General features: G+C 60.5%; 22 protein-coding genes and 1 tRNA gene. 3 read left to right on the top strand and 20 right to left on the bottom strand.

Annotation, left to right across the window (positions count from 1 at the left end):
* Positions 1–172: 172 nt before the first annotated feature.
* The 13 genes from Q0G18_RS02885 to Q0G18_RS02945 form a co-directional block, all read right to left on the bottom strand.
* Entirely contained in the window at positions 173–697 is a 525-nt protein-coding gene (locus tag Q0G18_RS02885; RefSeq protein ID WP_297149325.1) for a hypothetical protein, read from the bottom strand.
* Positions 697–1,158: a hypothetical protein gene (locus Q0G18_RS02890; RefSeq protein ID WP_297149327.1), complete on the bottom strand. Its 462-nt coding sequence runs from the start codon at positions 1,156–1,158 to the stop codon at positions 697–699. The genes Q0G18_RS02885 and Q0G18_RS02890 overlap by 1 nt, the downstream gene beginning before the upstream one ends.
* Positions 1,158–3,305, bottom strand: coding sequence for a molybdenum cofactor biosynthesis enzyme (locus Q0G18_RS02895; RefSeq protein WP_297149330.1), 2,148 nt, complete (start codon positions 3,303–3,305; stop codon positions 1,158–1,160). Before Q0G18_RS02895 ends, Q0G18_RS02890 begins: the two co-directional genes overlap by 1 nt.
* Positions 3,295–3,798: a TadE family protein gene (locus Q0G18_RS02900; protein WP_297149332.1), complete on the bottom strand. Its 504-nt coding sequence runs from the start codon at positions 3,796–3,798 to the stop codon at positions 3,295–3,297. Before Q0G18_RS02900 ends, Q0G18_RS02895 begins: the two co-directional genes overlap by 11 nt.
* Before the next feature lie 8 nt (positions 3,799–3,806).
* Positions 3,807–4,049 (bottom strand): hypothetical protein, encoded by a 243-nt coding sequence (locus Q0G18_RS02905; protein WP_297149334.1) that lies wholly within the window; start codon positions 4,047–4,049, stop codon positions 3,807–3,809.
* Positions 4,046–4,267 (bottom strand): hypothetical protein, encoded by a 222-nt coding sequence (locus Q0G18_RS02910; RefSeq protein ID WP_297149336.1) that lies wholly within the window; start codon positions 4,265–4,267, stop codon positions 4,046–4,048. Before Q0G18_RS02910 ends, Q0G18_RS02905 begins: the two co-directional genes overlap by 4 nt.
* A gap of 20 nt (positions 4,268–4,287) precedes the next feature.
* On the bottom strand, positions 4,288–5,217 hold the full coding sequence (locus tag Q0G18_RS02915; protein ID WP_297149338.1) for a type II secretion system F family protein: 930 nt from the start codon (positions 5,215–5,217) through the stop codon (positions 4,288–4,290).
* Entirely contained in the window at positions 5,217–6,194 is a 978-nt protein-coding gene (locus Q0G18_RS02920) for a type II secretion system F family protein (RefSeq protein WP_297149340.1), read from the bottom strand. The genes Q0G18_RS02915 and Q0G18_RS02920 overlap by 1 nt, the downstream gene beginning before the upstream one ends.
* Positions 6,164–7,489 carry a CpaF family protein gene (locus tag Q0G18_RS02925; RefSeq protein ID WP_297149342.1) on the bottom strand — a complete coding sequence of 442 codons (1,326 nt, stop codon included), beginning with the start codon at positions 7,487–7,489 and terminating at the stop codon, positions 6,164–6,166. Before Q0G18_RS02925 ends, Q0G18_RS02920 begins: the two co-directional genes overlap by 31 nt.
* Positions 7,486–8,754: a P-loop NTPase gene (locus Q0G18_RS02930; RefSeq protein ID WP_297149343.1), complete on the bottom strand. Its 1,269-nt coding sequence runs from the start codon at positions 8,752–8,754 to the stop codon at positions 7,486–7,488. The genes Q0G18_RS02925 and Q0G18_RS02930 overlap by 4 nt, the downstream gene beginning before the upstream one ends.
* Positions 8,744–9,598, bottom strand: a complete 855-nt coding sequence (gene cpaB / locus Q0G18_RS02935; protein WP_297149345.1) for a Flp pilus assembly protein CpaB — start codon at positions 9,596–9,598, stop codon at positions 8,744–8,746. Before cpaB ends, Q0G18_RS02930 begins: the two co-directional genes overlap by 11 nt.
* A gap of 328 nt (positions 9,599–9,926) precedes the next feature.
* Positions 9,927–10,001 (bottom strand) — tRNA-Val (locus Q0G18_RS02940).
* A 40-nt stretch (positions 10,002–10,041) separates the two neighbouring features.
* Positions 10,042–10,863: an arylamine N-acetyltransferase gene (locus tag Q0G18_RS02945; RefSeq protein ID WP_297149347.1), complete on the bottom strand. Its 822-nt coding sequence runs from the start codon at positions 10,861–10,863 to the stop codon at positions 10,042–10,044.
* Positions 10,864–11,021: 158 nt separating this feature from the next.
* Between Q0G18_RS02945 and Q0G18_RS02950 the strand changes: the two genes are divergently transcribed.
* From Q0G18_RS02950 to Q0G18_RS02960, 3 genes are all read left to right on the top strand, one after another.
* Positions 11,022–11,480, top strand: coding sequence for a hypothetical protein (locus Q0G18_RS02950; protein WP_296060736.1), 459 nt, complete (start codon positions 11,022–11,024; stop codon positions 11,478–11,480).
* Between the two features lie 205 nt (positions 11,481–11,685).
* Positions 11,686–12,765, top strand: a complete 1,080-nt coding sequence (locus tag Q0G18_RS02955; protein WP_297149350.1) for a DUF262 domain-containing protein — start codon at positions 11,686–11,688, stop codon at positions 12,763–12,765.
* A gap of 10 nt (positions 12,766–12,775) precedes the next feature.
* Complete coding sequence (locus Q0G18_RS02960; protein WP_297149351.1) at positions 12,776–13,825, top strand: DUF262 domain-containing protein; 1,050 nt, start codon at positions 12,776–12,778, stop codon at positions 13,823–13,825.
* Between the two features lie 84 nt (positions 13,826–13,909).
* Here Q0G18_RS02960 and Q0G18_RS02965 read toward each other — a convergent pair whose 3' ends face one another.
* From Q0G18_RS02965 to Q0G18_RS02995, 7 genes are all read right to left on the bottom strand, one after another.
* Positions 13,910–14,188: a hypothetical protein gene (locus Q0G18_RS02965; RefSeq protein ID WP_296060745.1), complete on the bottom strand. Its 279-nt coding sequence runs from the start codon at positions 14,186–14,188 to the stop codon at positions 13,910–13,912.
* A gap of 95 nt (positions 14,189–14,283) precedes the next feature.
* Positions 14,284–16,701, bottom strand: coding sequence for a methyltransferase domain-containing protein (locus Q0G18_RS02970; protein WP_297149354.1), 2,418 nt, complete (start codon positions 16,699–16,701; stop codon positions 14,284–14,286).
* Positions 16,702–16,728: 27 nt separating this feature from the next.
* Positions 16,729–18,375, bottom strand: coding sequence for a VWA-like domain-containing protein (locus Q0G18_RS02975; RefSeq protein ID WP_297149356.1), 1,647 nt, complete (start codon positions 18,373–18,375; stop codon positions 16,729–16,731).
* Between the two features lie 10 nt (positions 18,376–18,385).
* A complete protein-coding gene (locus Q0G18_RS02980; protein ID WP_297149358.1) occupies positions 18,386–20,692 on the bottom strand; it encodes a leucine-rich repeat domain-containing protein in 2,307 nt (768 codons plus the stop codon).
* Between the two features lie 148 nt (positions 20,693–20,840).
* Positions 20,841–21,176 (bottom strand): hypothetical protein, encoded by a 336-nt coding sequence (locus Q0G18_RS02985; protein WP_277013509.1) that lies wholly within the window; start codon positions 21,174–21,176, stop codon positions 20,841–20,843.
* Positions 21,177–21,401: 225 nt separating this feature from the next.
* The gene (locus tag Q0G18_RS02990; protein ID WP_277013511.1) at positions 21,402–21,677 is read right to left on the bottom strand and encodes a hypothetical protein; all 276 of its coding nucleotides are present in this window, start codon (positions 21,675–21,677) and stop codon (positions 21,402–21,404) included.
* Positions 21,678–21,760: 83 nt separating this feature from the next.
* A complete protein-coding gene (locus Q0G18_RS02995; RefSeq protein WP_296060763.1) occupies positions 21,761–22,120 on the bottom strand; it encodes an oxidoreductase in 360 nt (119 codons plus the stop codon).
* Between the last annotated feature and the right edge of the window lie 4 nt (positions 22,121–22,124).

The following is a 22,124-nucleotide window of genomic DNA, read 5'->3' on the forward strand; positions in this document are numbered from 1 at the left end:
CAGCGATCGACGAACGCGATGTCGAGCTTTCGAACCATGCCGACGGTATGCACGTCGTTGCACGGCATGAGAATCAAAGGCTCGCTGCACCTGCGCCGCAAAAGCAGCCCGCGCGCCCTCGACGGGCCGTCCGTCGCCACCATGAGCTGCGACCAGGCGCGATCGCCCGACTTCAATCCTCGCTTATCGCGCACTGCACGACCACGCTTGAGCCCTCCCCCATAGGCACGCACGACACCATCGCCCACAGGCACACGCCCCCTTCCTTCACAAAGACCGAGCACCCCTCGATGCCCGTTTCCGACTCAACCCAACCTTTGCGCGTAAGCTCGCCCTCTATCTGCGAGAACTCGCTTTCCGTCGAATGTGCGCACGAGAATCCGACGACCCCGCCCCCGCCTGAAACCCGCACCGACTTAGCCCCGCCGAGCGAGAAGAGCTCTTCCTCGAACCATGGGGGCACCGCCTCGATTCCCGTTTGCTCGCCCGCGAGCGACACCGCAGCATCGCCGTCGCTCGAATCAGGGCCACCCCCGAGCGCGATTTTCGCCTGGTCTCCCACATCTTCAGCCCAAAGCGCGCGGCCCATTTTCGTCGCCGCGCCCGCGACTTCGAGCCCCTCGTCGATCGCCATCGCGAGCACGATGACGACCGCGATCGAAAGCAAGGCGACAAGCGCCCGGCGCCCCTGCCCCATCAGAACAGCACCCCCGGCTTGTAGACATCCACCACCAACTCCGTCGAATGCTCCAACTGCGGAAGCGATACGCCGAAAACGGAGGACTTCAAGCCCATGCCGAAAAGCGTCGGAGTGAAGCGGAGAGTCGCACGGAAGCGTTTCTGCCCGAACGACTCGCTCGCCACCGAGACGCTTGCCTCCAGGTAGTCCTTGTCCGCAACACCCATTCCCTCCTCGATCGCGCCAAGTGCAGCGGAGCAGCTTTGGCTCGAGTCCTCGCCATATGCCGGAGACGTCGCGAACACGCGCACCGCATTACGGGCAAGCCTGTCGAATGCGGCGCACTCCGAGAAGAAGAGCATCGCGTTCATCGCAATCACCGCAATAGCGACGAGCACCGGGATCATCACGGCGAGCTCGACGGTCATCTGCCCGCGCTCGTCGCGCGAGCAGCCGAACCTTTCTTTTAGCCCGCCCATCAGTGCCACACCCTCGTGCCGGTAACGCTCGCAACAACCCCGCGGAGCGCATCCGCCGCCGCGCTCACCAACCCTCCCGTCGCCCGCCTCACCGAATCGGGCAGCGTGATGGTTACGGGAATCGAACCACCGCCAAACGGAAACTCGATACACACGACCTCGATTGTGCCGTCCGCGCCCTCAAGGGTTCGAAGCGCTTCGTCTTCTACCTTCCCGACAAGGGAGTCAAACAAGCTTGCCGACGAGCCCGAAGTCGAGAGCACCCCATTACGAATCACCTGATAGTTGGCAGAAAACGTACCCGAATCAGACGCGGCAACGTACCCCGTGCTCACAAGTACGGGTTTCAGAGCATCCAGCTTCGCGGGCGCAAACCCCGCCGCTTCGACGATGCCCGCAAGCTTGTCTGCCGCCCATACGCCTAAACCGCTTGCGCTTGCGAGCGGCAACGAATCGAGCGAATGGCGAATCGCGTTGTCGATTGCTTCTTGCCCATCGCAGTAAGCGTGAAGAGCGCGCGACCACACGTCGAGCGCAAACCTTGCAGCGCCAACAGCCGCTCCTCCGTCTTCGGCCAGGCCGTCGAGGAGCGAGGAGACGACCGTGCGGCCCTCTTCACTGTCCTCCTCGAGCAGCGTTGCACCGGAAACGGCGGCTCTCGTCCCGAGCGAGGGCGAGCCCCCAACAAACGAGCTCGCGAAGCCGGTATCCGCAGGCGCCGCAACAAGGTTCACAACCATCGAGATGGCCCCCTTGCATCCGGGAGGCTTCGCATCGATGCGCATGCCACCGATCTCGGAGAGCGCCTCCTTGCACTTTTCGAGCAGGCCGCCGGCTTTGCCCTTCACCTCCTTCGCCGCCTCATCCTGCTTTTCGCGAGCTGCCGTGTAATCCGCTGCAGCTCGTGCCACGGCGCCGTAGTGGTACTCGAAGCCGTTCGAGATGGAGCTCGATGCGGCGGCCACCCTCCCAAGGCTCGAGGCGGTGAAGCGGCAGACGTCGCACACGGGGTAGTTTTCTGCCTCTATCTGGGCGATCGAAGCCGTGCCCATACTAGGAGACGCATTCGGGCAACCTTCCCACGCATGAAGCGTCGTCGCACCCGATGAGTCCTTCCCAAGCGGGAACGCCGGATCCGTATAGAGCCTTGTGGCCTTCATCTCCGCCGTGCTCTTAGGGAGCAAAGGGAGGAAGGCGTCGAAGGAATCTCCCATGTCGAGCACGAACCCGCGCGACACCTCGGCAAGCGCGAAGCGGTAGAACACCTTGCGCAAGGCGGACTCGGCCTGCTCGTCTGTCGTCGAGGACTGGGGAGCCTCGTCTTCAAGGCGCGCCGAGTAATAGGCCTTCGCGCGATCGAGGGCGACGGAGAACGACCACGCATCAACCGTGCGGAACAGCGGGTTCGATGTTGGGGAGATGCTCGAAAGGGCCTCAGCACGCTCGTACATGCAGTACGCGGGCGCATCGCCGCAATCGCGCTTGAAGCCCTCCTCCTTTGCCAAGAAGGCCTCTTTTGCAGCCTCTTCCGCCTCTTCAGAAGCTTGTTTGAGCGATTCGGCATCCTCGGACACGGCGTCGGCGGCATCGGAGAGCGCCTTCGACGACCCCACCTCAATCTGCTCCCCCTCTGCGGGGACGAGCATCGCCACACCGAGATAGCTCGCAGCCATGACACCGCCCGAGTTTGAGCTCGCCGTCGCATACGCGCTCGCCGCCGCGAGAAACGGCAGTGCCTCCTGGAGGGCATTGAGGCCCGACGCGGCGCGCTCGGCGAAGGTGTTCCTCGACTGAAGCACCTTCGTCCCCAGGTTCACCAGCTCAATCCCCAGATCTGCTGCAGGCGGAGCGCAGAGCGCAACAACGCCTAAGCCGAACAGCGCGGCGCTCGTCAGCGAAAGGGAAAGCACGACGGCGTCGCACACGCGAACGGCGATCATAAACTCTGCAACCTCGCCCTCCGCCGCAAGAACGCATGCGTCGGCGACGTCCTGTATGTCCGCAGAGGCAGAAGAGACCCGATACACCTGGGCCGCCGAGAACACGAGGGACAACGTGACCAAGAGGGCAATCGCCATGCCGAGCGTCGAGAACCCCCCATCGTCATCCCAGAAGGCACCGCGCCCGCCCTTGAGCCTAAGCCTCATCAACCCACGCTCCAATCCATTCAGAGGGAGACCTACCCGCCGCAGCCTCGGCAGCCCATGCCGGCTGCACAGGCGCCGAGGCCTCGACGGAAACCTCGAAGTCCTCGCCGTCGTTCACGATCCCTAGAAGGCGGACCCCCGCCCCGACAAGAGGCAGTGGCTTCGCCCTCGTCGCAATGCGTACGCGAACCGTTTCGCTCGACTCCCCGCCCTCAAGCTCCACCTCCCACGTGCAGCCTCCTTGGTGAACATGGAAGCAATCCTGCTCGGGCACCGCACCCAGCCGCCTGAGAGCGAACGCCCTGCACACCCCCGAAGGGTCCCCCTCGGGAGTTGTCGCGAGCAGACGGCACGTCTCCGCGGCAGCTTGCTGCATGACGATGCGGTCGTAGAGCAAGATGCCCGGCTGCACGAGCAGTATCACCAACGCCAGCGCGACAGGAAGCGCAAACGCCGCCTCCACGGTCGCCTGACCGGCCTCTTCCCGAAACATCTTGCAAACTAGAACGCGAACACGTCCGCCACCGACCCCAAGGCAGCAAGCTGCAGGTGATGGGAAGCCGACATGAGCGCATGCTCCACGAACAGCCCTTCCCCCATCGCCTTGGCAAGCACGCCCAGCACCAAGACCATGCACAGCACACCGGCGAGCACGACGGCGTATTCCACCGTGCCCTGCCCTCGCTCCGATCGTATCTTGTCGGCGAGGGGCGCGAGGGCGGCCTTTGCCCTCGGGACCGTCACAGCCCGTTGATACCGTTTGCGATCGCATCCCAAAGCTCCTGGATTTTCGGCCGGAACAAGGTTATGGCGACTATCGCGATCACGACGAGCACGCCGACGAGAATCGCGTACTCGGTCGTCCCCTGCCCCTTCTCGCAAGCGAGCTTCGCCTTTGCTGCACACCATGCGCCTATTGCACGTTGACCGATTTCGGCACGCACCCTTCTCACGAACATCATCCCGCATCCACCTTTCCTTTCTAAAAACCGCCGACCAGTTCAAGCAGCATCGGCCCTAACACCAAGATGAGCATCGCGGGGAGCATGAGCGTCCCCGTCGGAACCATCATCTTCACCGGCGCCTTCGCGACCTGTTCTTGCTTGAGCGCGCGATACGACGCCCTCGCTTCGCGCGCCGTCGCCTCAAGCCCCTCCGCAAGCGAGGAGCCGTAGCGCAAAGACCTAATCACGGACTCGATCGCCCGCGCGAAAAGCGCCGAATCGTAGGTTTCGGCGACACTGCGAAGCGCATCGTCCCGACGAGCGAGCCCTAAGGACCATTGCTGACGGGCGGATGCCAAAGAACGTGAGAGCAGCGTGTCGAAATGATCGAGGTACACGTCAAGGCTCCTATCGAACGACAGGCCGCTCCTCAAACCGAGCGAGATTACCTCGAGCATTTCGGGAAGATGCCGTTCGAGTTCTTCCGCCCGCTCTTTCTTTCTTTTCTCAAGCGCCCTTTTCGGAGCCGAGAAACCCCACAGCCCGCCCGCTATCGCAAGCAGAACAGCAAGTTCGAAGGAAAGAGCGCACCCGAGAAGAGCACCCACGGCAGCTGCGAAGAGCGCCAAACGAAGCCGCGCGTCGAGAAACCCTGCGATCGATGCCGACGAGGCCAAGCCCGCCTGTCGAATTACCTGGGCAAGGGCCTCTTCCCGTCGTGGGGGAACCGGACGGGCAGACCGCTTCTTCGCAACGCGGCTTCGCGCCTCGACAAACGAGATCACCCCGTCCGAGATGCCCTTGCCCCCACGAAAGCCAGCCAGACCTTCCCCCGAGAGGGAAGCCCGGCGCCTCGCCGCGGCACGGCTTTTCTCGCGCGCGCGAACGGCCCCGGCAGACGCGACGAATCCCATGCCGAATGCTCCGACGCTCGCAATCACCGCGACGACGCCGCTTTCCGCAACCATCACTCCACCTCGACTTTCAACATATGGCGCACGGACACGATGCCCGCGACCTGCATGGCAACGGCGATGCACAGAAGCGCCATCCCCGCGAAGCTCGAGAAGAAGGGACCGAGAAAATCTTCGCTCACCAGCGAAAACAGGGCGACAAGGACAATCGGCATCACGCTGACGATGCGAGCCGAAAGCTTCGCCTGAGCGGTCTGAACGCGAAGCGAGCGCGTGAGCTCGAGCTCACCTTCGACGGTCTCCCGCGCGGCGTCGAGCACGCGCTCCATGCTTCCCCCCGTTTGATGCTGCACGTCAAGCGCAACGGAAACGAAGGCGAGCTCGGGAACCGAGTTCCTCCCTTGGAAAACCGAGAGTGCCTCGCGTGTGCTGCCACCCGTCTCGAGAAGGTGAGCTGCGCGCTGGAACAGTACCCCAACAGGACCTTTCGTAGCAGCCCCAACCTGCTGCATCGTCTGGAGAAGCGACTGCCCCGACCGAAAGCACACCGCCATCGAGCGCAGCGCGTCGGGAACGGCCTCTCGCATACGCTCGCGCCGCTTGTCTTCCGAGCTCTTCGCACAGATCGCGCACGCCGCCGCAACGCAGAAGGCGAGGGCCACGCCGCATATTGGAGCCGCGGTGAGCGCAGCTCCGCCCACTCCGACAACGAGCATCGCGGCGAGGACGAGCGACAGCAACGACTCTTCGGTCGCTATGAATCCAATCCCTTCCACGGCTGTGAGCAGGTTTGTAACCGACGCACGAACCCGCGCATTGCGAAGGACTGCCCGGGCAGCAGGGCGCATGAGCCCCACCCCATTGCGGACAAGCCACGAAATCCAACCCGCCCTGTTCTTTTCGCTGCCGATTGAGTACGCAGCAGAGCGAGATCTTTTCGCCAACCGCCTCGCAACAGCGCTCCCCAAAACGGCGGCGCAGCCGAACGCCAACAGGGCCGCTACGACGCGCAAAGCGATATTTCCTTCCACGATTGCACCTCCTTAGCGGTCGCAATCCCCAACTTCACCAAGTCGCCCACCCATTCCGGAGCAGAGAGCCACACGCCCGCACCGCCGCAGATATCCCGCTGGTAAATCGGCGCAACGATGCACTCCCTTATGCTTTCACCTGGAGAAATCACTGCAATCTGAGAAACCATCCGCGAGCCATCGGCGCCGCGGGCCGTCTGGACGATAAGGTCGAAAGCGCTCGCAATCTGCGATTCGATGACGTCCACGGGCAAATCGGCAACAAAGCGCACCATGGTCACCAAGCGAGAAATCGCCTCCTTGGGAGAGTTCGCATGAAGCGTAGTAAGCGACCCCTCATGTCCCGTGTTCATCGCGGAGAGCATGTCGAGCGCCTCACCGCCACGGCATTCGCCCACGATGATGCGGTCGGGGCGCATGCGAAGCGCGTTCGCGACCAAATCGCGAATGGCGACTTCCCCCACCCCTTCCGCATTGCGCGGACGAGCCTCAAGGCGCACGACGTGAGGGTGCTCCAAAAAGCGCAGCTCAGCGGAGTCCTCTATCGTGATGATTCTCTCATCAGGGGGAACGTGGCAAGAAAGGGCATTAAGAAGCGTTGTTTTGCCGCTTCCCGTTCCACCGGAAACAGCGATGCTCTTGCGAGCGCGAACAGCCCAGATGAGCAAGCGCTGCACGCATTCCTCAATCGAGCCGCTCTCCACCATGTCCTGCAAGGTGATGACCCTCGAGGAGAATGTTCGGATCGTGAGCATCGGGCCGTCGAGCGCAAGAGGAGGCACGATGGCGTTCACGCGATGCCCCTGCGCAAGGCGGGCGTTCACCATAGGCGACGACTCGTCGATTCGCCGACCGAGCGGGCCGATAATGCGGTCGATGAGCATCCTCACCTCGTCATCGCTCGCGAAACAAAACTCGCTTCGATGCAAAACACCGTCGCGCTCATAAAACAACGAACGCGACCCGTTCACCATGATCTCGGTGATCGACTCATCCGCGAGAAAAGGTTCGAGCGGCCCGAATCCCAGCATGGAATCAATCAGAGTGTCGGCGAGCACTTCCTGCTCCGCAAGGCCGGTATCGAAGCGGCTGCTTCCCTCGAACGCTGCCCGGCAAACCGCCCGGATCTCGTTGCGCGCCCGCTCGGGATTGCCCTTGGCAAGCAACGCTATGTCGTCAGCGGGAAGCTGCTCGCGAACTCGCTCCTTCAACCACTCGAGCATTTCATCGCGAGTCGCCCGAGAAGCGACAGGGGTTTCATTTCCCGCCGCCCTCACACGATCGAGAAGCGTCATGGGAGCACCCCCTCCCGGCGAGCGCGCCTGAAGGAGAAAAGCCCGCGCGAAGGCGCCTCGGACTCTTCGGATGAAGCCAATGAGCCCGCAGCCTCCCCGGCCACCTCGCCCATAAGCTCTCTCACGCTCAGCGCGAAGGGATTGCGCGAGGAAACCAAATCATAAGCAAGCCCTGTACCGAGCGCCTGCTCGACTTCCACTCCGCCATCTTTAAGTTCAGCAGCATGTGCACCCTGCATCGCGCACGACACATCGATTGACGAGAACAGCGAACGCTTCGAGCAGCGATTTGCGACGAATAGGAAGGGGCTTGCCGCAATCCCGCAACGAGCGCACAGCTCGACCGCATGCTTGCATGCCCGAAGAGACGATGCCCTCTGATCGACGAGGAACAGCGCCCGAGAAGATCGCTCGAGAAGCACCGCATGCTGCTCTCCCCAGTTTGCGCCCGTGTTTGCAACGATCGCGTCGAAGTGAGCCATTGCCGAATCGAGCAGCGCAGACAATTCGTGAACTATCGTTTCGGATTGCTCGAGTCTTCTCGGTGCAGCGATAAGGCAGAGCCCTTGCTCGTCGCACGGCAAATCGGACAGGGGAACAGCACTGGAAAGCACCTCGTCAACCCCGTAAGCACGCTTGGCCCCGAGCAGTTCGCGCATATCCCCGAATTGGAAGTCGCAATCGAGAAGCAACGTCTTGATTCCCGCCGAAGCTAACGTCGCCGCCGCAACCGCAGATACCGCACTCTTGCCCGCGCCGCCGCTTCCACTGACAACGGTAATCAGAGTAGCTCGCTTTTCACCTGATGAAACGGCAGGTTTTGGCAAAACCGAGCCCGTGCGGGGAGCCGCGCAAGGGCCAGTCTCCCTTTCGGAATCGCGCGAGCCCGAAGCTAGCGCACGGACCTGCCGCTTGCGCGCCGCATAACGTTCAGCAAGCACCTGGTGAGTCATTGTCTCATCTATTCCCGCCGCCTTCGTCCGACTATGAAGCGAGCCGGACGGCTGCGAACAGAGCATCGACACGCGACGCCTTGGATTGTCGCGCTTCACCGCCGCAGCCAAGTTAATCGGCTCGACGTCGGGGCAAGAGACCACCCATATTTCCTCAATCGAGGCGCTTTTCGCGGCCAGGTCCCGCGCTTCCCGAGCCGTCGTACGAACCGCAAGCCATGGCTGCTCGAGCAGATTCTCTTCCCGAAGGCCGATAAGCTCGGGGTGACGTGCGCTCTCCTCGTCGGCGCACAGCAAAACCTTAGCGTTCATGGGAAGCCCCTTCTCCAGAGCCGAGGTCGGAAGCAGGCGCCGGCAAGGCGCCTTCAGCCTGCGATGCATCAGCAGCCGCGGACCGATCGTCAGGTTGCGAAACTTGAGACGAAACCGAATCAGACGCCGCGTCCGACCTCTGTTGGACACTCGATCCCTTCTGACCCTCGTTCGCATCGAGCGACTTCGACACCATCGGCTCGGGAACGTCTTCGCCAGGAAGGGTGAAATACAGCTCCGATCCCTGCGCGACCGAAACGATTTCCTGAACATTCGCAGGGTCGAGCGCAAGCGTTACCCATGAAACGGAATCGGCCCCTGATTTCGACGAAGAGCTCGCATTCGTTGCAAGCACCAAAACGCTATGGGCGATGAGCGTCGTTCCCGCCGAGCCCGTCGCATAAACGTCGACGAACATCCCCGGACGAAGCGCGCCCCCGACCGTTTGCACATCGCGCGCGGGAACGCTGACGGCGGTCAGCTCGCCGGGAACCTCGATGGAAGATGACGACTCCTCGAACCGCCTCGAGGTCAGCACCTCGCCTTTCAGCACCGTCGAGGTCACCTGCTTGCCAAGGACGTCGCCATCCTGCGTAAGAGGGTCTTCCGGCAGAAGCGCCGTGACCCACATCCGCTTCTCGAAAGAGGAGGCATCGACTACCTCACCAGCTGCGATGTCCCTTTTCGCCACGCACACCTCGACTTGTTCGCCGCCAAAACGCTCGAGCGCCTCGGCGCGCGCCGCATCGACCTGCGCACCCGCATCCTGTAGGTACACAAACACGCAGACGGCGCACAACACGCCGCACGCGATACCAACGATCCACGATTTCGTTCGCCTCATGAGTCCTCCGCTCATCCAAGTGAAGGACATGCTAGCGAGCGATTCAGGCACAACTCGAGCAAATAGCTTCTCGAAAACCCACGCCTTATCCGCAGGGATTAGTCAGCTTTTCCGATAATGCGCGCAAAAACCTGGCAGCAAACCTCTAAAAACGCGCCATTTTCTTGCAGGAACGAGGCGCGAAATCGAAAAAACCTTGCGGAAACCTGGCAGAAACCTGGCACGACGTCGGCAGAAAACAGGCAGGTCCGACGGGCCGGCAAAGCGCGGAAAACCTCTGCCGAAATCAAAAAACGGGCCACGAAAAATCCGTGGCCCGTCGAATATCTGGTGGTCGCTGAGGGATTTGAACCCCCGACCCAGTGCTTGTAAGGCACTTGCGCTCCCGCTGCGCCAAGCGACCATGATTGCGCGAATGCGCCTTGGTATTGTCCCACACCTTCCTAGCGAGCGCAATATGGCGTGAAGCCGAAGTGTTCCCGAAGCGCCGCTGAAACCGCAAAATCGTCCTCGAGCGGCGTCTTTACGCTCACACCGGACTCGCGCACATTCAGCACCCCGCGGCTGATGCTCTTGAAGCCGGAAGCCGTGCGGATATTCGCCATCACGGTGTCGCGGAACACGGTCCCAGGCTGCGAACAGGTAAAACTCAGCGCTGTAAAATCAATATCCTCGACAGTGGCAAGGCAGAACTCAAGCTCGGTCTGACGCCTCGACGGGCCCTCGTCGCCGTATAAGTCGCGCTTCGCCTGCGAAATCCGATCGATAGCCCACCAGTGCTCGTCGATACGGCGCGGAATGTACACCTCGCCGCGAATCGTCTGTTCGCGTTCGTCGCAGATGACAAGAGGCCCTGCAGGAAGCGGTCCGCCGAACCCGACGTCGACCGAAAGCAGCTCCCCATCGAGGGAAACAAGCGTACCCCGATGGTTGATCGGCATGCGTCCTTCCCTGCCGCGGACAGCTCGGCTGAGGCAGGGACGCACCTCGAAGCCCACCGAACGAAGCAGCAGCTCGAACATCTTGTTCAACTCGAAGCAAAATCCACCATGGCAATCGACGACAATCTTTTGATAGAGGTCACCCATCTCAAGGGAGGGCGTCTCCCCAAGCGCAACCAAATCGGCGGTTTCAAACGGGACGCTGCACTGATGCGCATACACCAGGCCGTCGAGCGTCTCTCTCGTCACCGGGGCGTCGCCTTCCCATCCGATTCTCGTCAAGTACGCCGAAGTCATAACGTCGTTGAGCATCTCCATCGCCATAGAGGGCCTCCTCCGCAAATCGCCGCGTTTCCCATCGGTTCCATATTACTAGAGCAAGCCGCATATATCAGCTACACTCCAATTGAGTGTTGACTTGCCCTTGTTGCAGCGTATCTTGCATAGCAGGAACGCGTATTGCCGAGCCGAAGGGGGACGCCATGGGATCCTACGAACGCGAACAGCAGATGATTGCCGACAAGACGGCCTCGCGAGGAGAAACCGCGCGACGGTATTTCGCGGAGCTCGATTCCCAGCTCAACGAGGAGACGTCGCATCTCTCCCATCGACCCGACTACTCGAAAACGCTCTTCGCTCCCGAAAACGACGACATCTACCGCGAGTTCTGTTCCTTCGTCGACCTTCCCGAGCCACGCCATTTCGACGATATCGAAGACCCGATCTCCGTCGATGGGCGCACTGCCGCCGACGTTTACTTCGCCATGAAATCGAAGAACGACCGCATCGTCGCCATCGACGGCGCGGCCGTCTATAACATGCTCGTGAAACTTCGCACGCAGCCCGAGATCGCCAACAAGGTGCTCAACTTCCGTCCCACCTGCTACCAGGGAGGATGCGGCTCAAAGGACGCTGGCTTCGACCTGGGGTATTACGACTAGGAAGGCACCCGAGCAAGCCGCACACCCGGTGGAAAACAGGCTCACCTGCGAAGGGCGCGAGGTAGCTCACCCGCGCAAGGCTAGCTTTGCGCCGTTCCATAACAAAGCCGCGCGATTCGTCCCATAATTCCCGCACCACCCAAACGAGCCCCCGCGCACCGCATACTGAAACGAAAGAACACGCCACCGTACCCGAGGAGTTCGCATGCAAACCAGCAATGCGCTTTTGCTCGATATCGTGGGCGCCTCCCGAACCCGATTCGTCATTCCCCCTTATCAGCGGGCATATTCGTGGAAGCGCCGCCAATGCGAGGAGCTCTGGCTCGACATTTTCCGCGCCGCACGGTCCGCCTCACAGCACTTCGTGGGAACGCTTCTCTACGCCCCCGAGAAAAGCGACGAAAACGGCAACGCTCGCTTCTCCATCGTGGACGGCCAGCAGCGCACGACGACCATCTCGCTTATCCTGGTCGCGCTCGTTCGCCATCTGAGAAACACGGGCACCACCCTCGCTCATACCACGGCAGGCGAAATCGAGGCGCGCTACCTTTTACTCGACGGCGACTCGAACCTCCCTGGCAAGCTCGTGCTCTCCCGAGGGGACCGCACCTCCTACTTCGACGCGCTGCACGGGGCCGCTCCCGATGCGATCGCCTCGGAGTCCATCGCGCACAACCTCGCGTTCTTCAGCGAGAAAATGGCCGAGCCCGATTTCGACGCCGAAGCGCTCTGGCAGGGGCTCAACCTGCTTTCCGTCATCTTCGCCGAAGTCGAGAAAACGGAGAGCGCACAGCCGATCTTCGAGAGTTTGAACTCCAAAGGTGCACCTCTTACCACCGCTGACCTGGTGCGAAACTATCTTCTGCTTGCCGAAACGCACACGCAGCAAACCTATCTCTACGACACGTATTGGAACATCATCGAGAGCCTGTTCGTGCCCGACCCTGGTTCTCTTCGGCTCGATAACGCGATCCAAGGATGGCTTTCGGTTAGGTTCCGAAAGGTTCGTGCGCACGGGCCCGGCGAGGTGTACAGCATCTTCAAGCGCTACGTCGAGGACGACTACACCGGCACGACCGAGGACCTTTTGCGAGAGCTGCGCAACTTCTGCTTCGTCTGGGCGGAAAACTACCGCTACCACGCGGTGAAGAAGTTCCGCACCATGGATTGGGCTGTTAACGGCGCACCCACATTGACCAGCGGGTTCACCCGCCAGAAAGCCCACAACGAAGCATATGCGCAACGCGTGCGCGCCGAGATGCGCAACACGGACGCGACGCTTTAGGAGAGATGGCATGAAAACGACGCAGCGCACCTTCCTCGATTACCTCGGGGCACCGCACACGCACTTCATCATTCCCGTCTACCAGCGCGTCTACACCTGGAGCGACAAGCAATGCGCGACGCTCTGGCGCGACTGCGCGCATGCGGGCGAGACGCAAAGCGAGCACTTCATCGGGACGGTGCTCTATTCGCCCGACCCGGAGCTCACAAGCGCGCAGACCCAAGCAATCGACATCATCGACGGGCAGCAGCGCACGGCAACGATTTCGCTGCTCATCGCCGCGTTGGCCGACTATCTGGAAGAACAAGGGGCAACGCTTGAAGACGGCACCGACGCGTCGACGCTGCGCGCGCGGTTCCTTTTCGCAGACGAGCGCACCTCCGGGGAAGCCTCGCGCGAGGAGAAGTTGACCCTCTCGCGGCTCGACAGGGAAACCATGGCGGCGGTACTCGACCACACCGACCTGCCCGAGGAGGACGACCTGTCGAAAAACGTCGTCTCCAACTACCAGCGCTTCAAAAGCTATCTGCAAGCCGAATCCGATGCGGAAACGATATGGCGAGGCCTCAAGCAGCTGACCATCATCGCCGCCGAGGTCGAGGAAAGCGATCATCCCCAAACGGTGTTCGAGAGCCTGAACTCGAAGGGAATGCCGCTCACCACAGCGGACCTTGCGAGGAACCTCTTGTTCTCCGACGTCGAGTACGAGGAGCAGGAGCGGCTCTACGATCAGTATTGGAAGCCCATCGAGAACCTGTTCGCGGATGACGATGACGACGCCACGAGCATGAACGCCGCTTTACGCGGATGGCTCGCCGTGAAGGCACCGCACCTGCGCAGTAGGGCGAGCGATGATGTCTACGACGCGCTCAAGGCGTTCTTGCAAACCGAGAACCACTCAGATACCGAATCGTTGCTGCGTGGATTCAAGGGCTTTTGCGAAACGTTCCGCGCCCGCTCCCAGTCGAAGGGAGCGCGAACCGCCGATATGCACACGACCTGGGGAATCGGCGGAAGAACAAAGGGGCTGCCCGTCGATCGGAGCCTCTTCGGGGAATGATCGTACCAGCTTGCGGGCAGCATCGTGTCCGCAAGCAAACGCCCCGGCTGATGCCGCGGGTCCCGCCGAGAACCCCCGCCCACGCTACGCCGGGTCGGCGGAGTTCAGCCTGATGGCGCACGCCTGGAGCTCGTCGACCAGCTCCATCGTGAGAGGTTCCGCAAGCTCTTCGCCCGCCTCCAGCTCGGCGTCGAGCGCAAAGCAGCGCCTTACGAACGCCTCGTTTTCGGCATCGAACATCTTAAGCTCGCGCGCGGCGCGAAAGCCGTCTTCCACATCGGTCGACTTCGCGATGCGCCACAACAGCAGCGTCACCAGTCGAACCGACCCGCGAAACCGCTTGTCAACAGGCACTTCAGCCATCATTTCCCCCTTTTATGCGAAAGGCGCCTGCCGAGCCATCGCAGCCCGGCAGGCGCCTCATTCCCCTTGCAAGGCACGACGCCTAGCCGCAAAGTTTAGCGCTTCTTGCGAACGTAGAGCGACACAGCCGTGAACTTCACGTTTTCGTCTCCTGCTACCTTCGGCACGGTATGCCCCGCCTTGTAACCGCGATCAGCCTCGACCTCGAAGGATTCCTCGACAGAGGGTGCCTCGAAGCCCGCAGCTTCAAGCCACGCGACGTTTTCCTGCTCGGTTCGCGCGGCCTGCACGCTGTTGCCGATAAAGCGAGCCTCGTCCACGACCGAGTCGGTGCGCGGCCGATCCGCGAAGATGGTCTCCAAAATCAGCAGCCCGCCCGGCTTCAGGACGCGGCCGAATTCGCGTATCGCCTGCTCCTGGTCGTAGAAGAGCGTGATCACGTTGTTCACGTAGACCGCATCGAAGACAGACGACCCAATGCCTGCGCCGATTAGGTCTTCGGGATAAGCGACGCGGAACTCCATGTTGTTGTGCGAAAGCCCGCTCTCGTGCCACGCGCGGGTTATGCCGTCTTTCGCCTCTTCGATATACGACGGACTCCAATCGATGCCCATCGCCTCGCCGTCGTTGCCGACCAGAGAGCTGAGCTTGTACACGCCGCGCCCGCGCCTGCAGCATATGTCGAGCACCTTCTTGCCCTTGAGCTCCTCGCGCGGAAGGAGCATCTTGCACACGCTCGCGAAACCGTACTCGAACTGCTTCCCGCCATAGTGCTTTGCAAGCGCACCCGCAGGAATCTCCGCCGGCGTGCCCTGCGAGCCCCGTGCGCTCGCGGAGGCCGCAGAGGAAGGGGCGGAAGTCGCCGCGCCGCCCGCAGGTGCTGAGGAAGTCGCCGCGCCGCGCGAGCCCACCGTCGCACCCGGCTCGCCCTTCGGCTTCGAACCGACACGCATCCCGACCGCGCCGGGCTCGCCCACCTCGCGCTCTTCTGCCAGCGAGGCGTCGATCTCGGCAAGCTTGCTCACCCGCTCGGTGAGCCCCATGCGGGCTGCGTCGACCTGAAGCTCCTGGTTGTGCTCGTAGTACTTCTCGTTCCCATAATGGGAGATGAAGCGCGTGGTCGGCTTGCGCGTGGTGAGCTCGGCCAGAAACACAAGCATCTCGCGGCTGCTGAGCGTCTCGTCGATGAAGTCGAACGCGTTGCCCATGCGCTCGTCAGCCGTGGCAACCAAAGGAGAAATCTTCGAGACCTCGGCTTTGTACGCGCGTTCGATGGCATGGAACGCGACGTCGCCCTCGGTCGCCTTCTCGAGCATGCACTGCGCCGCAAAGCCCTTCAGCAAGTCGATGACCAGGCGTTCCTCGCGAACAAACTTCCGCGAGGCGGTGCCAGACTCGATCTTTCTTGCCAGTTTGCGCTCGCGCTCGGACACGCGGGGGGCAAGCGCCTCGTCAACGCTCGCACCCGCGAGGAACTCGGGCTTCGTCTCGCGCAGCAAGTCGCGAAGCGCCACAACGACGCCCTCCTGATCGAGCGCCTTCGAGCAGTCCGCCGACAACGTGTCGATCATCAGGCCCAGAAGCGCAATGCGCTCGTCGAAGGGCGCTGCCTTCGCGCGATCTTTGATGGACGGCGTCGCAGTGCCGGAAAGAATCGACCCCACCTGATAGTCGGAGCGATACTTCTCGAACAGCGAGTAGTACACGGTGAACTGGTCGACAATGTCATCGTCGCGCAAGAACTGCACGAACAAGTCGCGGTTCACCGGCTTGCCCATCTGCTCGTACAGCGAGATGACCTTCGCCAAATCTTCCCAACCTCGTGCCGTCACGAACGATTTGCCGCCGCCTGGCCGCGATTCGACCTTGTAGAAGCAGTCTTTTTTCGCCTCGAGAAACGTGGTCACGGCAGGGTGAAGACCCGCTTCGGAAGCGTAGGTCTTCCACGCGCCGTAGTCGGGCTCGACGTCGATTTCGCGCAAACGGTCGAGCGTTACGATGTCGAACTCGTGCACCGAGCGGTTGTACTCGGGCGGGTTGCCCGCGCACACGATGACCCATCCTTCAGGCACCTTATGTTTACCGAACGTCTTGAACTGCAGGAACTGGAGCATCGAGGGGTACAGCGTCTCCGAAACGCAGTTGATCTCATCGAGGAACAGGATGCCCTCGCGCAACCGCGTGCGCTCCATGTAATCGTAAATTGCCGCGATGATCTCCGACATCGTGTACTCGGATGTATCGAATTCCTTCCCCTCGAATTCCCGATGCTCGATGCGGGGAAGGCCGAGCGCGCTTTGGCGCGTATGGTGCGTCATGGAGTACGACACAATGCCGATGCCCAGCTCGCGAGCAACCTGCTCCATGATGGCAGTCTTACCGATTCCCGGCGCGCCCACCAAGAAAATCGGTCGCTGGTGCACGGAGGCAATCGAGAGCATCCCCGCGTCATCCCTCTTCAAGTACGCCTCAACAGTGTCTTTCACCTGCTGTTTCGCCGAGACGATATTCATAGTGCCCGTCCTTTCACGCACCCGCGGTTAGCGGATGCCTTGGCTTTTGAACCGATTGATGCCCGCCTCGTCGATGACGACCTTCATCGCCCAGGGCGGCACTGGCGGAAGGTCGCGCCCCTCTTCGTCCATAAATACGAACGCCGTGTCGTAATCGGGCGGCTTTTCGGGAAAGCTCCCCAGGCCGTCCGTGAAATAGATGAGTCCCTTCATCTCGGGCAGCTCGCCGCGATCGCGCAGCGTCTCAACGTAGTCAAACACCGGGCGGAAGTCGGTCCCGCCGAACCCCCTGATGACGAAGTCCTCCATGAGTCTGTCGACCTTGCTGATATCGGTGATCCGCATATCGGACTGCACGCGCGCGTCGCACTGCACGATATGCACGTTGACATCGGTGGTATAGGTTTCCGACTCCTTTAAGATGTCGAACGTGTGCTCGATGAAACGGCGCACCAAATCGCCCCGCACCGATCCCGACGTATCGATAGCAATGACGAACTCGCGCACCCGATCGGTCTCCTTGTACTCGAGCGGCTCGACAAGGGGCATGTTCCCGTAGAGCTCCATGCCGTAGGTGTAGTAGATGTAGTCGAATTCGTCCTGGTTAAGCAGCATTTCCTCGTTCATCGTCATGAACTTGCGCAGAAACTCCGTGTAGTCGTACACCTTGCGGTTCGCCACTGCCAGATGCTGCATCAGGCTGTCCGATTCGCGGCCCCACTCCTTCGAGAATGTCTCGAGGTTCATCTCGATTTCTTTCGAGATTTCCTCCCATTCCCGCTCGGCCTCGTCGTCCTCGGAATGCTCGCGCTCCTCATCCTCGCTGGTCAGCGGAACGGGCTCGGCGTTTTCACCTTCCCCATCCTCGGCATCGTCGGTATCGTCCGCCGCATCTTCGGCCTGCTCGGTTTGCGAATCGTCCCTTGTATCGTCTGTGTCGGTTGGCTCGTCGGCACCGCCCGCAGACTCAAGCTCCATGTCGTCGGACTCGGGCGCCTCGCCGGATTCGCGCTCGCTCACCTCTTCCGGCTTCTGAGCTTCACGGCGCTCGGCAGGCGCATCCTCGTCGGCGTTCGACGGCCATGCCGAATGATCGTCCCTCTCGAACAGGGCAACCCAATCGTTGAGCGTCGAGCGGCCCATCCCGAGGTACTGCTGCCCGGAAGGCGTGAGAACCATGCCCTTCACCAGCGCATATACCTTATTGGGAAGAAGGCTTCCCGTCAGCATCTTTATCCTGTCGAGCGCTTCGGTCCGCTCGGCGTCCTGCGGGGAGGAAAATCGCCCCGCGCACATATCGAACGCCACGCTTTCAGCGATAATGTCGCACGTCAGGTTCCAAGCCTGGCGGTTTCGGTGGTCCTTGTCGAACGGATGGCGGAAGATGCAGTGCATCACCATATGCAGATAGTCGCGGATGAGTTCGTCGAAGTCCTCCTCGAACCGCGCGATCACGCGCGGCGGGTCGAACGCCACACGGCGCGCATCCGTGGTCAGCGGATACCGCGCCCCCGCTCGAATCGGCAAGTTCTCCATGCGCCAAAGGGCCATGTCCAGGAAGCGGAACTTCAGCATGAGCTGAACGCGACATTCGTCGAGAATGTCCCGGGCGAGCTCGTCTTCACGCGCGCGTCGCGCAAGCTTCGCGTCAGCTATCGTCTCATGCTCCGACATGTCGCCCCCCCTACAAATCGAAGTCCATCAACTGGCTGCCGAAGAATCGGCGCTTCACTTCAAGAAGGTATCCCGTCATCGCGGCATCCTGCAGATCACCCGCGCGCTCTACCACGATATCGATATTATCTTTTGTGAGATAGCCCAAATCAAGCATGTCATCCACGACCTGCCGATCATCATGACGCGCCGCCTGCACGATGATGTCGACGAGGTTGCTCCTCATCACGCGATCGCACATGCTCCTGTTCGAAGGCGTCATGAGAACGGGGTCTTTCAGCCGCGCGATGATCATCTTGCTCTGGTCGTATAGGCCGATGCCGCCGTCAACCATCGCATCGTAGCTCGAGCCGCTCACTATCGAGCCGTCGTAATGGTCGAGAATCGCCTCGACGCTCACATGATCGGGGACGCTGAATGCAAGCTCAATCTGCTTAACGCTCCGGTCAATCTCGGGAAAGCGCACGTCGAAGCTGGTATGACCCTCAATCGGCTCTTCAAGGTCAATGTGGATCAGCTCGATAAAGCACTGGAAAGCAAGGCCGCGCATTCCCACCAGCTTGATACGGTCGGAAAGGTAGAGCTCGCGAATGTTCCTGTCGCCGTTGAAAGCGTAGGGCGCGATGGCGACAACCTCCTCGGGGATTCTCACGCATTCCCGAGAATCGGTGTTCACTACGACGCGGGCGTGGCCATTGCTCCATTTCTCGAGCAGCATGCCGCCCTTCTCCTCGTAGCGCGCATTGCCCTGCGCCACCGTTATCTCGCGAAGTGTCGGCCGGCGCTTTCCATTGTGGGCGTTGTAGGTGACAAGCGCGTTCTCCCCGATCTTCTCAAGCGAAGCAGGGATATGAAGCGATTCAAGAGCCGTGTCCATGAGCGCCTCAGAACCCATTTCGGTAACACCCTCGGGGACAACGATGCACCGCAGCGCCCGGCAGCCCTTGCATGCGGCAGCGCCGATAATGTGAACCCCTTCGGGCAGCACCACCTCTTCGAGCGCCGCATGGTTGAGCAGCGCCCCCGGGGCTACCTCCGTCGTTCCCCTCGCAGCCTCGAATCGCTTCGCCTCGCCATCGAACAAGCACAGCAGCTTCATGCCGTCGCCTTGAAGCTCATAAAGAGCGCCAGATTTATCGAGCATGAGCCGCGCAGAGCCAGGCTCCATCGTAAACGTCGCACCCTCGCCTGCATAAACCAGCTTCGTCCGCACAGCGATGGGGTAGCCGATTTCAACAATGCTGTTCGGAATCCTTAAGCTCGATAGGTTCGTATTGCTGAATGCATCCGCTCCGATGACCCGCAGCCCATCGTTCAATGTGACGCTCTCAAGGGAGACACACGCGAAGAACGCGCGCTCCCCAATTTCCCTTAAGGCGGAAGGTGCCTCGAAAGTCCGCACCGCAGTGCGAGAAAAAGCGTAGGGTCCTATTTCCTCGACGCTGCTCGGCAGGTCAATCCGCGCTAGCTCGTCAAAGGAGCTGAACGCCTTTCGCGCAATCGTCGTGCACGAGGGAGCAACGGCGTACGAAAACAGGGGGCACGCAAGCGCCACGAGCGTTTCACCGTCTTTGGAATAGATTGCGGCACCATCGGTCTGCAGCCAAGGATTTTCAGGATCGATCGATATTCCAATCAGCCGACTTTTCTGGAATGTTCCCGGCTCAACACGGGAAAGCGCCGCGCCGAACTCGACGTACTCGAGATGGGGAATGTCGAACAAGCTCGGTCCAACCTCTTCCAAAAGCCCCGGCATGCGCAGCCTCGAAAGCGAAGGGCATCCACGAAACCAGTCGGACTCGAAAGTGGCAAGGTTGCGCGGCAGCACAACGCATTCCAAACGCTTGCAGAAGCGGAAAGCGCAACCCCCGATAAACTTCACTTCCTCTGGAACGACGATCAACGTCACGTCTTCCAGATTTGAACAGGCATCGGGCGCCAGCGAGCGAACCGGCAACCCCTCGATCGAATCGGGAATCGCAAGCTCGCCTACAGCATACGAACAGCGCTCAATACGAATCGAAGATTCCGACAGCACGACGTATTCCCAATCGGTTCCGACTTCATCAACGAAATGACGAAGCTCAGAAGTACATGCATCCTGAATCGCCTGCGCTCGCAGAGCAGCCTCACGGCGCTCACGAATTCGCGCCTCAGTCGAGAGCACCTGCTCCCTTGTCGCCTTTCCGTCATTGAGCGGCATAGGGGTAAAGCCTCCAAAGCTCACATCGAGCTTGCTAACATCGAGCGACTTGTTACGATTCACTTGAGCCTTAGCGTAGGCGATATGAGGAATCCCTAATAGACCGTCTGCCATTCCCGCACCTCAAAGCAACTATCAACTAACGAATGCAATGCGTCGCAAGGGGCAATCCAAGAATAACCCCCGTCCAATCTCATTGCGTACCCCAGAATAGACAAAACGGCCCGACGCGAGGGTGCCGGGCCGTTTTCGAAAAATGCGATTACTTTCGGGGAACGCCTGCGGGGTCGACCGGGCGACGAGAGGAAATCTCATCGCCAAACGTGATGCAATAGCGCATACCCTTGAGGGTTACGTACAAGCAGGCAATCTCGTGCTTCCCACCCTTGTTGAATACCTCGTAGGTCAGCATCTCGCGATCAATCATCGGTTGATAAATTTCACTGTCGACAACCTTCTCAAGCAACATGTTCGTCGCCTCGCGGCCAAGCTCGTCCTGCTTCAAAGCGATGTTGTACAGAATATCTTCCTGAGCTTCCGTAAGACGCCCGAGCTCTTCAACTTCAGCGCGAATTTCCTCTTCATTCGTCATAGCCATATCGAAAGCAATCCTCCTTGAGTAGGTAGCGCGAAAACGCATAACTCTGCTGATGGAAGTATCTTAGCATTGGAAAATCGCCATTTGAGCAGGTCGAAGCTAGTGGAACAGTATGGCTGAAATCGTTTCATCCGCATTTTCGGGACAAAAAAAGAACCCCTTCTTACGAAGAGGTTCTTAAGCGAGCTTAAATCAGGCCCCTAGAAAAACATCCCCTAGAGGGAACTAGATGCCGTTGTAGCCCTTCGAAGGATCGGAGTCGCCAACGCCATTAGCGGTGTCGCCAGCTTCATTGCCGGTACGCTTCGTAGAGGTGTATCCACCCCAAGCGCGAGCAATGAACTTGTCCTTCACGAAGAAGATCTGAGCCTTCATGAGGTCAGCCTGAGCAATGCCGTGCTCAGCGAGGACTTCGTCCTTGCTCTTGCCAGCCTCGAGGCCTGCGTTCAGCTCAGCAGCTGCAGCAGCAGCGTCGAGCTCAAAAAATTCATCGCGGGTCATGTTATCCCTCCTTATTGGTCTATCACACGATGCCGTGGTCGCCAGTCGCCTAGCGACCACGGACATCTTAACACACTAAAGAGTTACAGCTGGAAGAGAACCATCGGACGATCGAACTCTGCCATCTTGGCGATCATGTCCTCGAGGGTACCGTAGTACATCGAAGCGGACTCGTCGACCTGGACAGCGAGCGGACGCTGACCGGCCTTGTCGCCATTGGTTCCCCAATGCTCGGAGAAGATGGACGTCGGGCAAGGAATGTAGAACCACTCCCAAGCGTCGCCGTCATTACCTTCGCCCTTCTTGAAGGGACCAACCTGAACTTCCTTGATACCGAACTGTTCGAGAGGAAGGCCAAGCTCTTCTTTGCAGCCGATCTCGGCGGCATGGTTACCGGAGTAGTACGTGTAGTCTACGAGCAGTGCGTACTTCTGATCTGCCATTTAT

The sequence above is a fragment of the uncultured Ellagibacter sp. genome, from assembly GCF_934636505.1.
Classification (GTDB): domain Bacteria; phylum Actinomycetota; class Coriobacteriia; order Coriobacteriales; family Eggerthellaceae; genus Ellagibacter.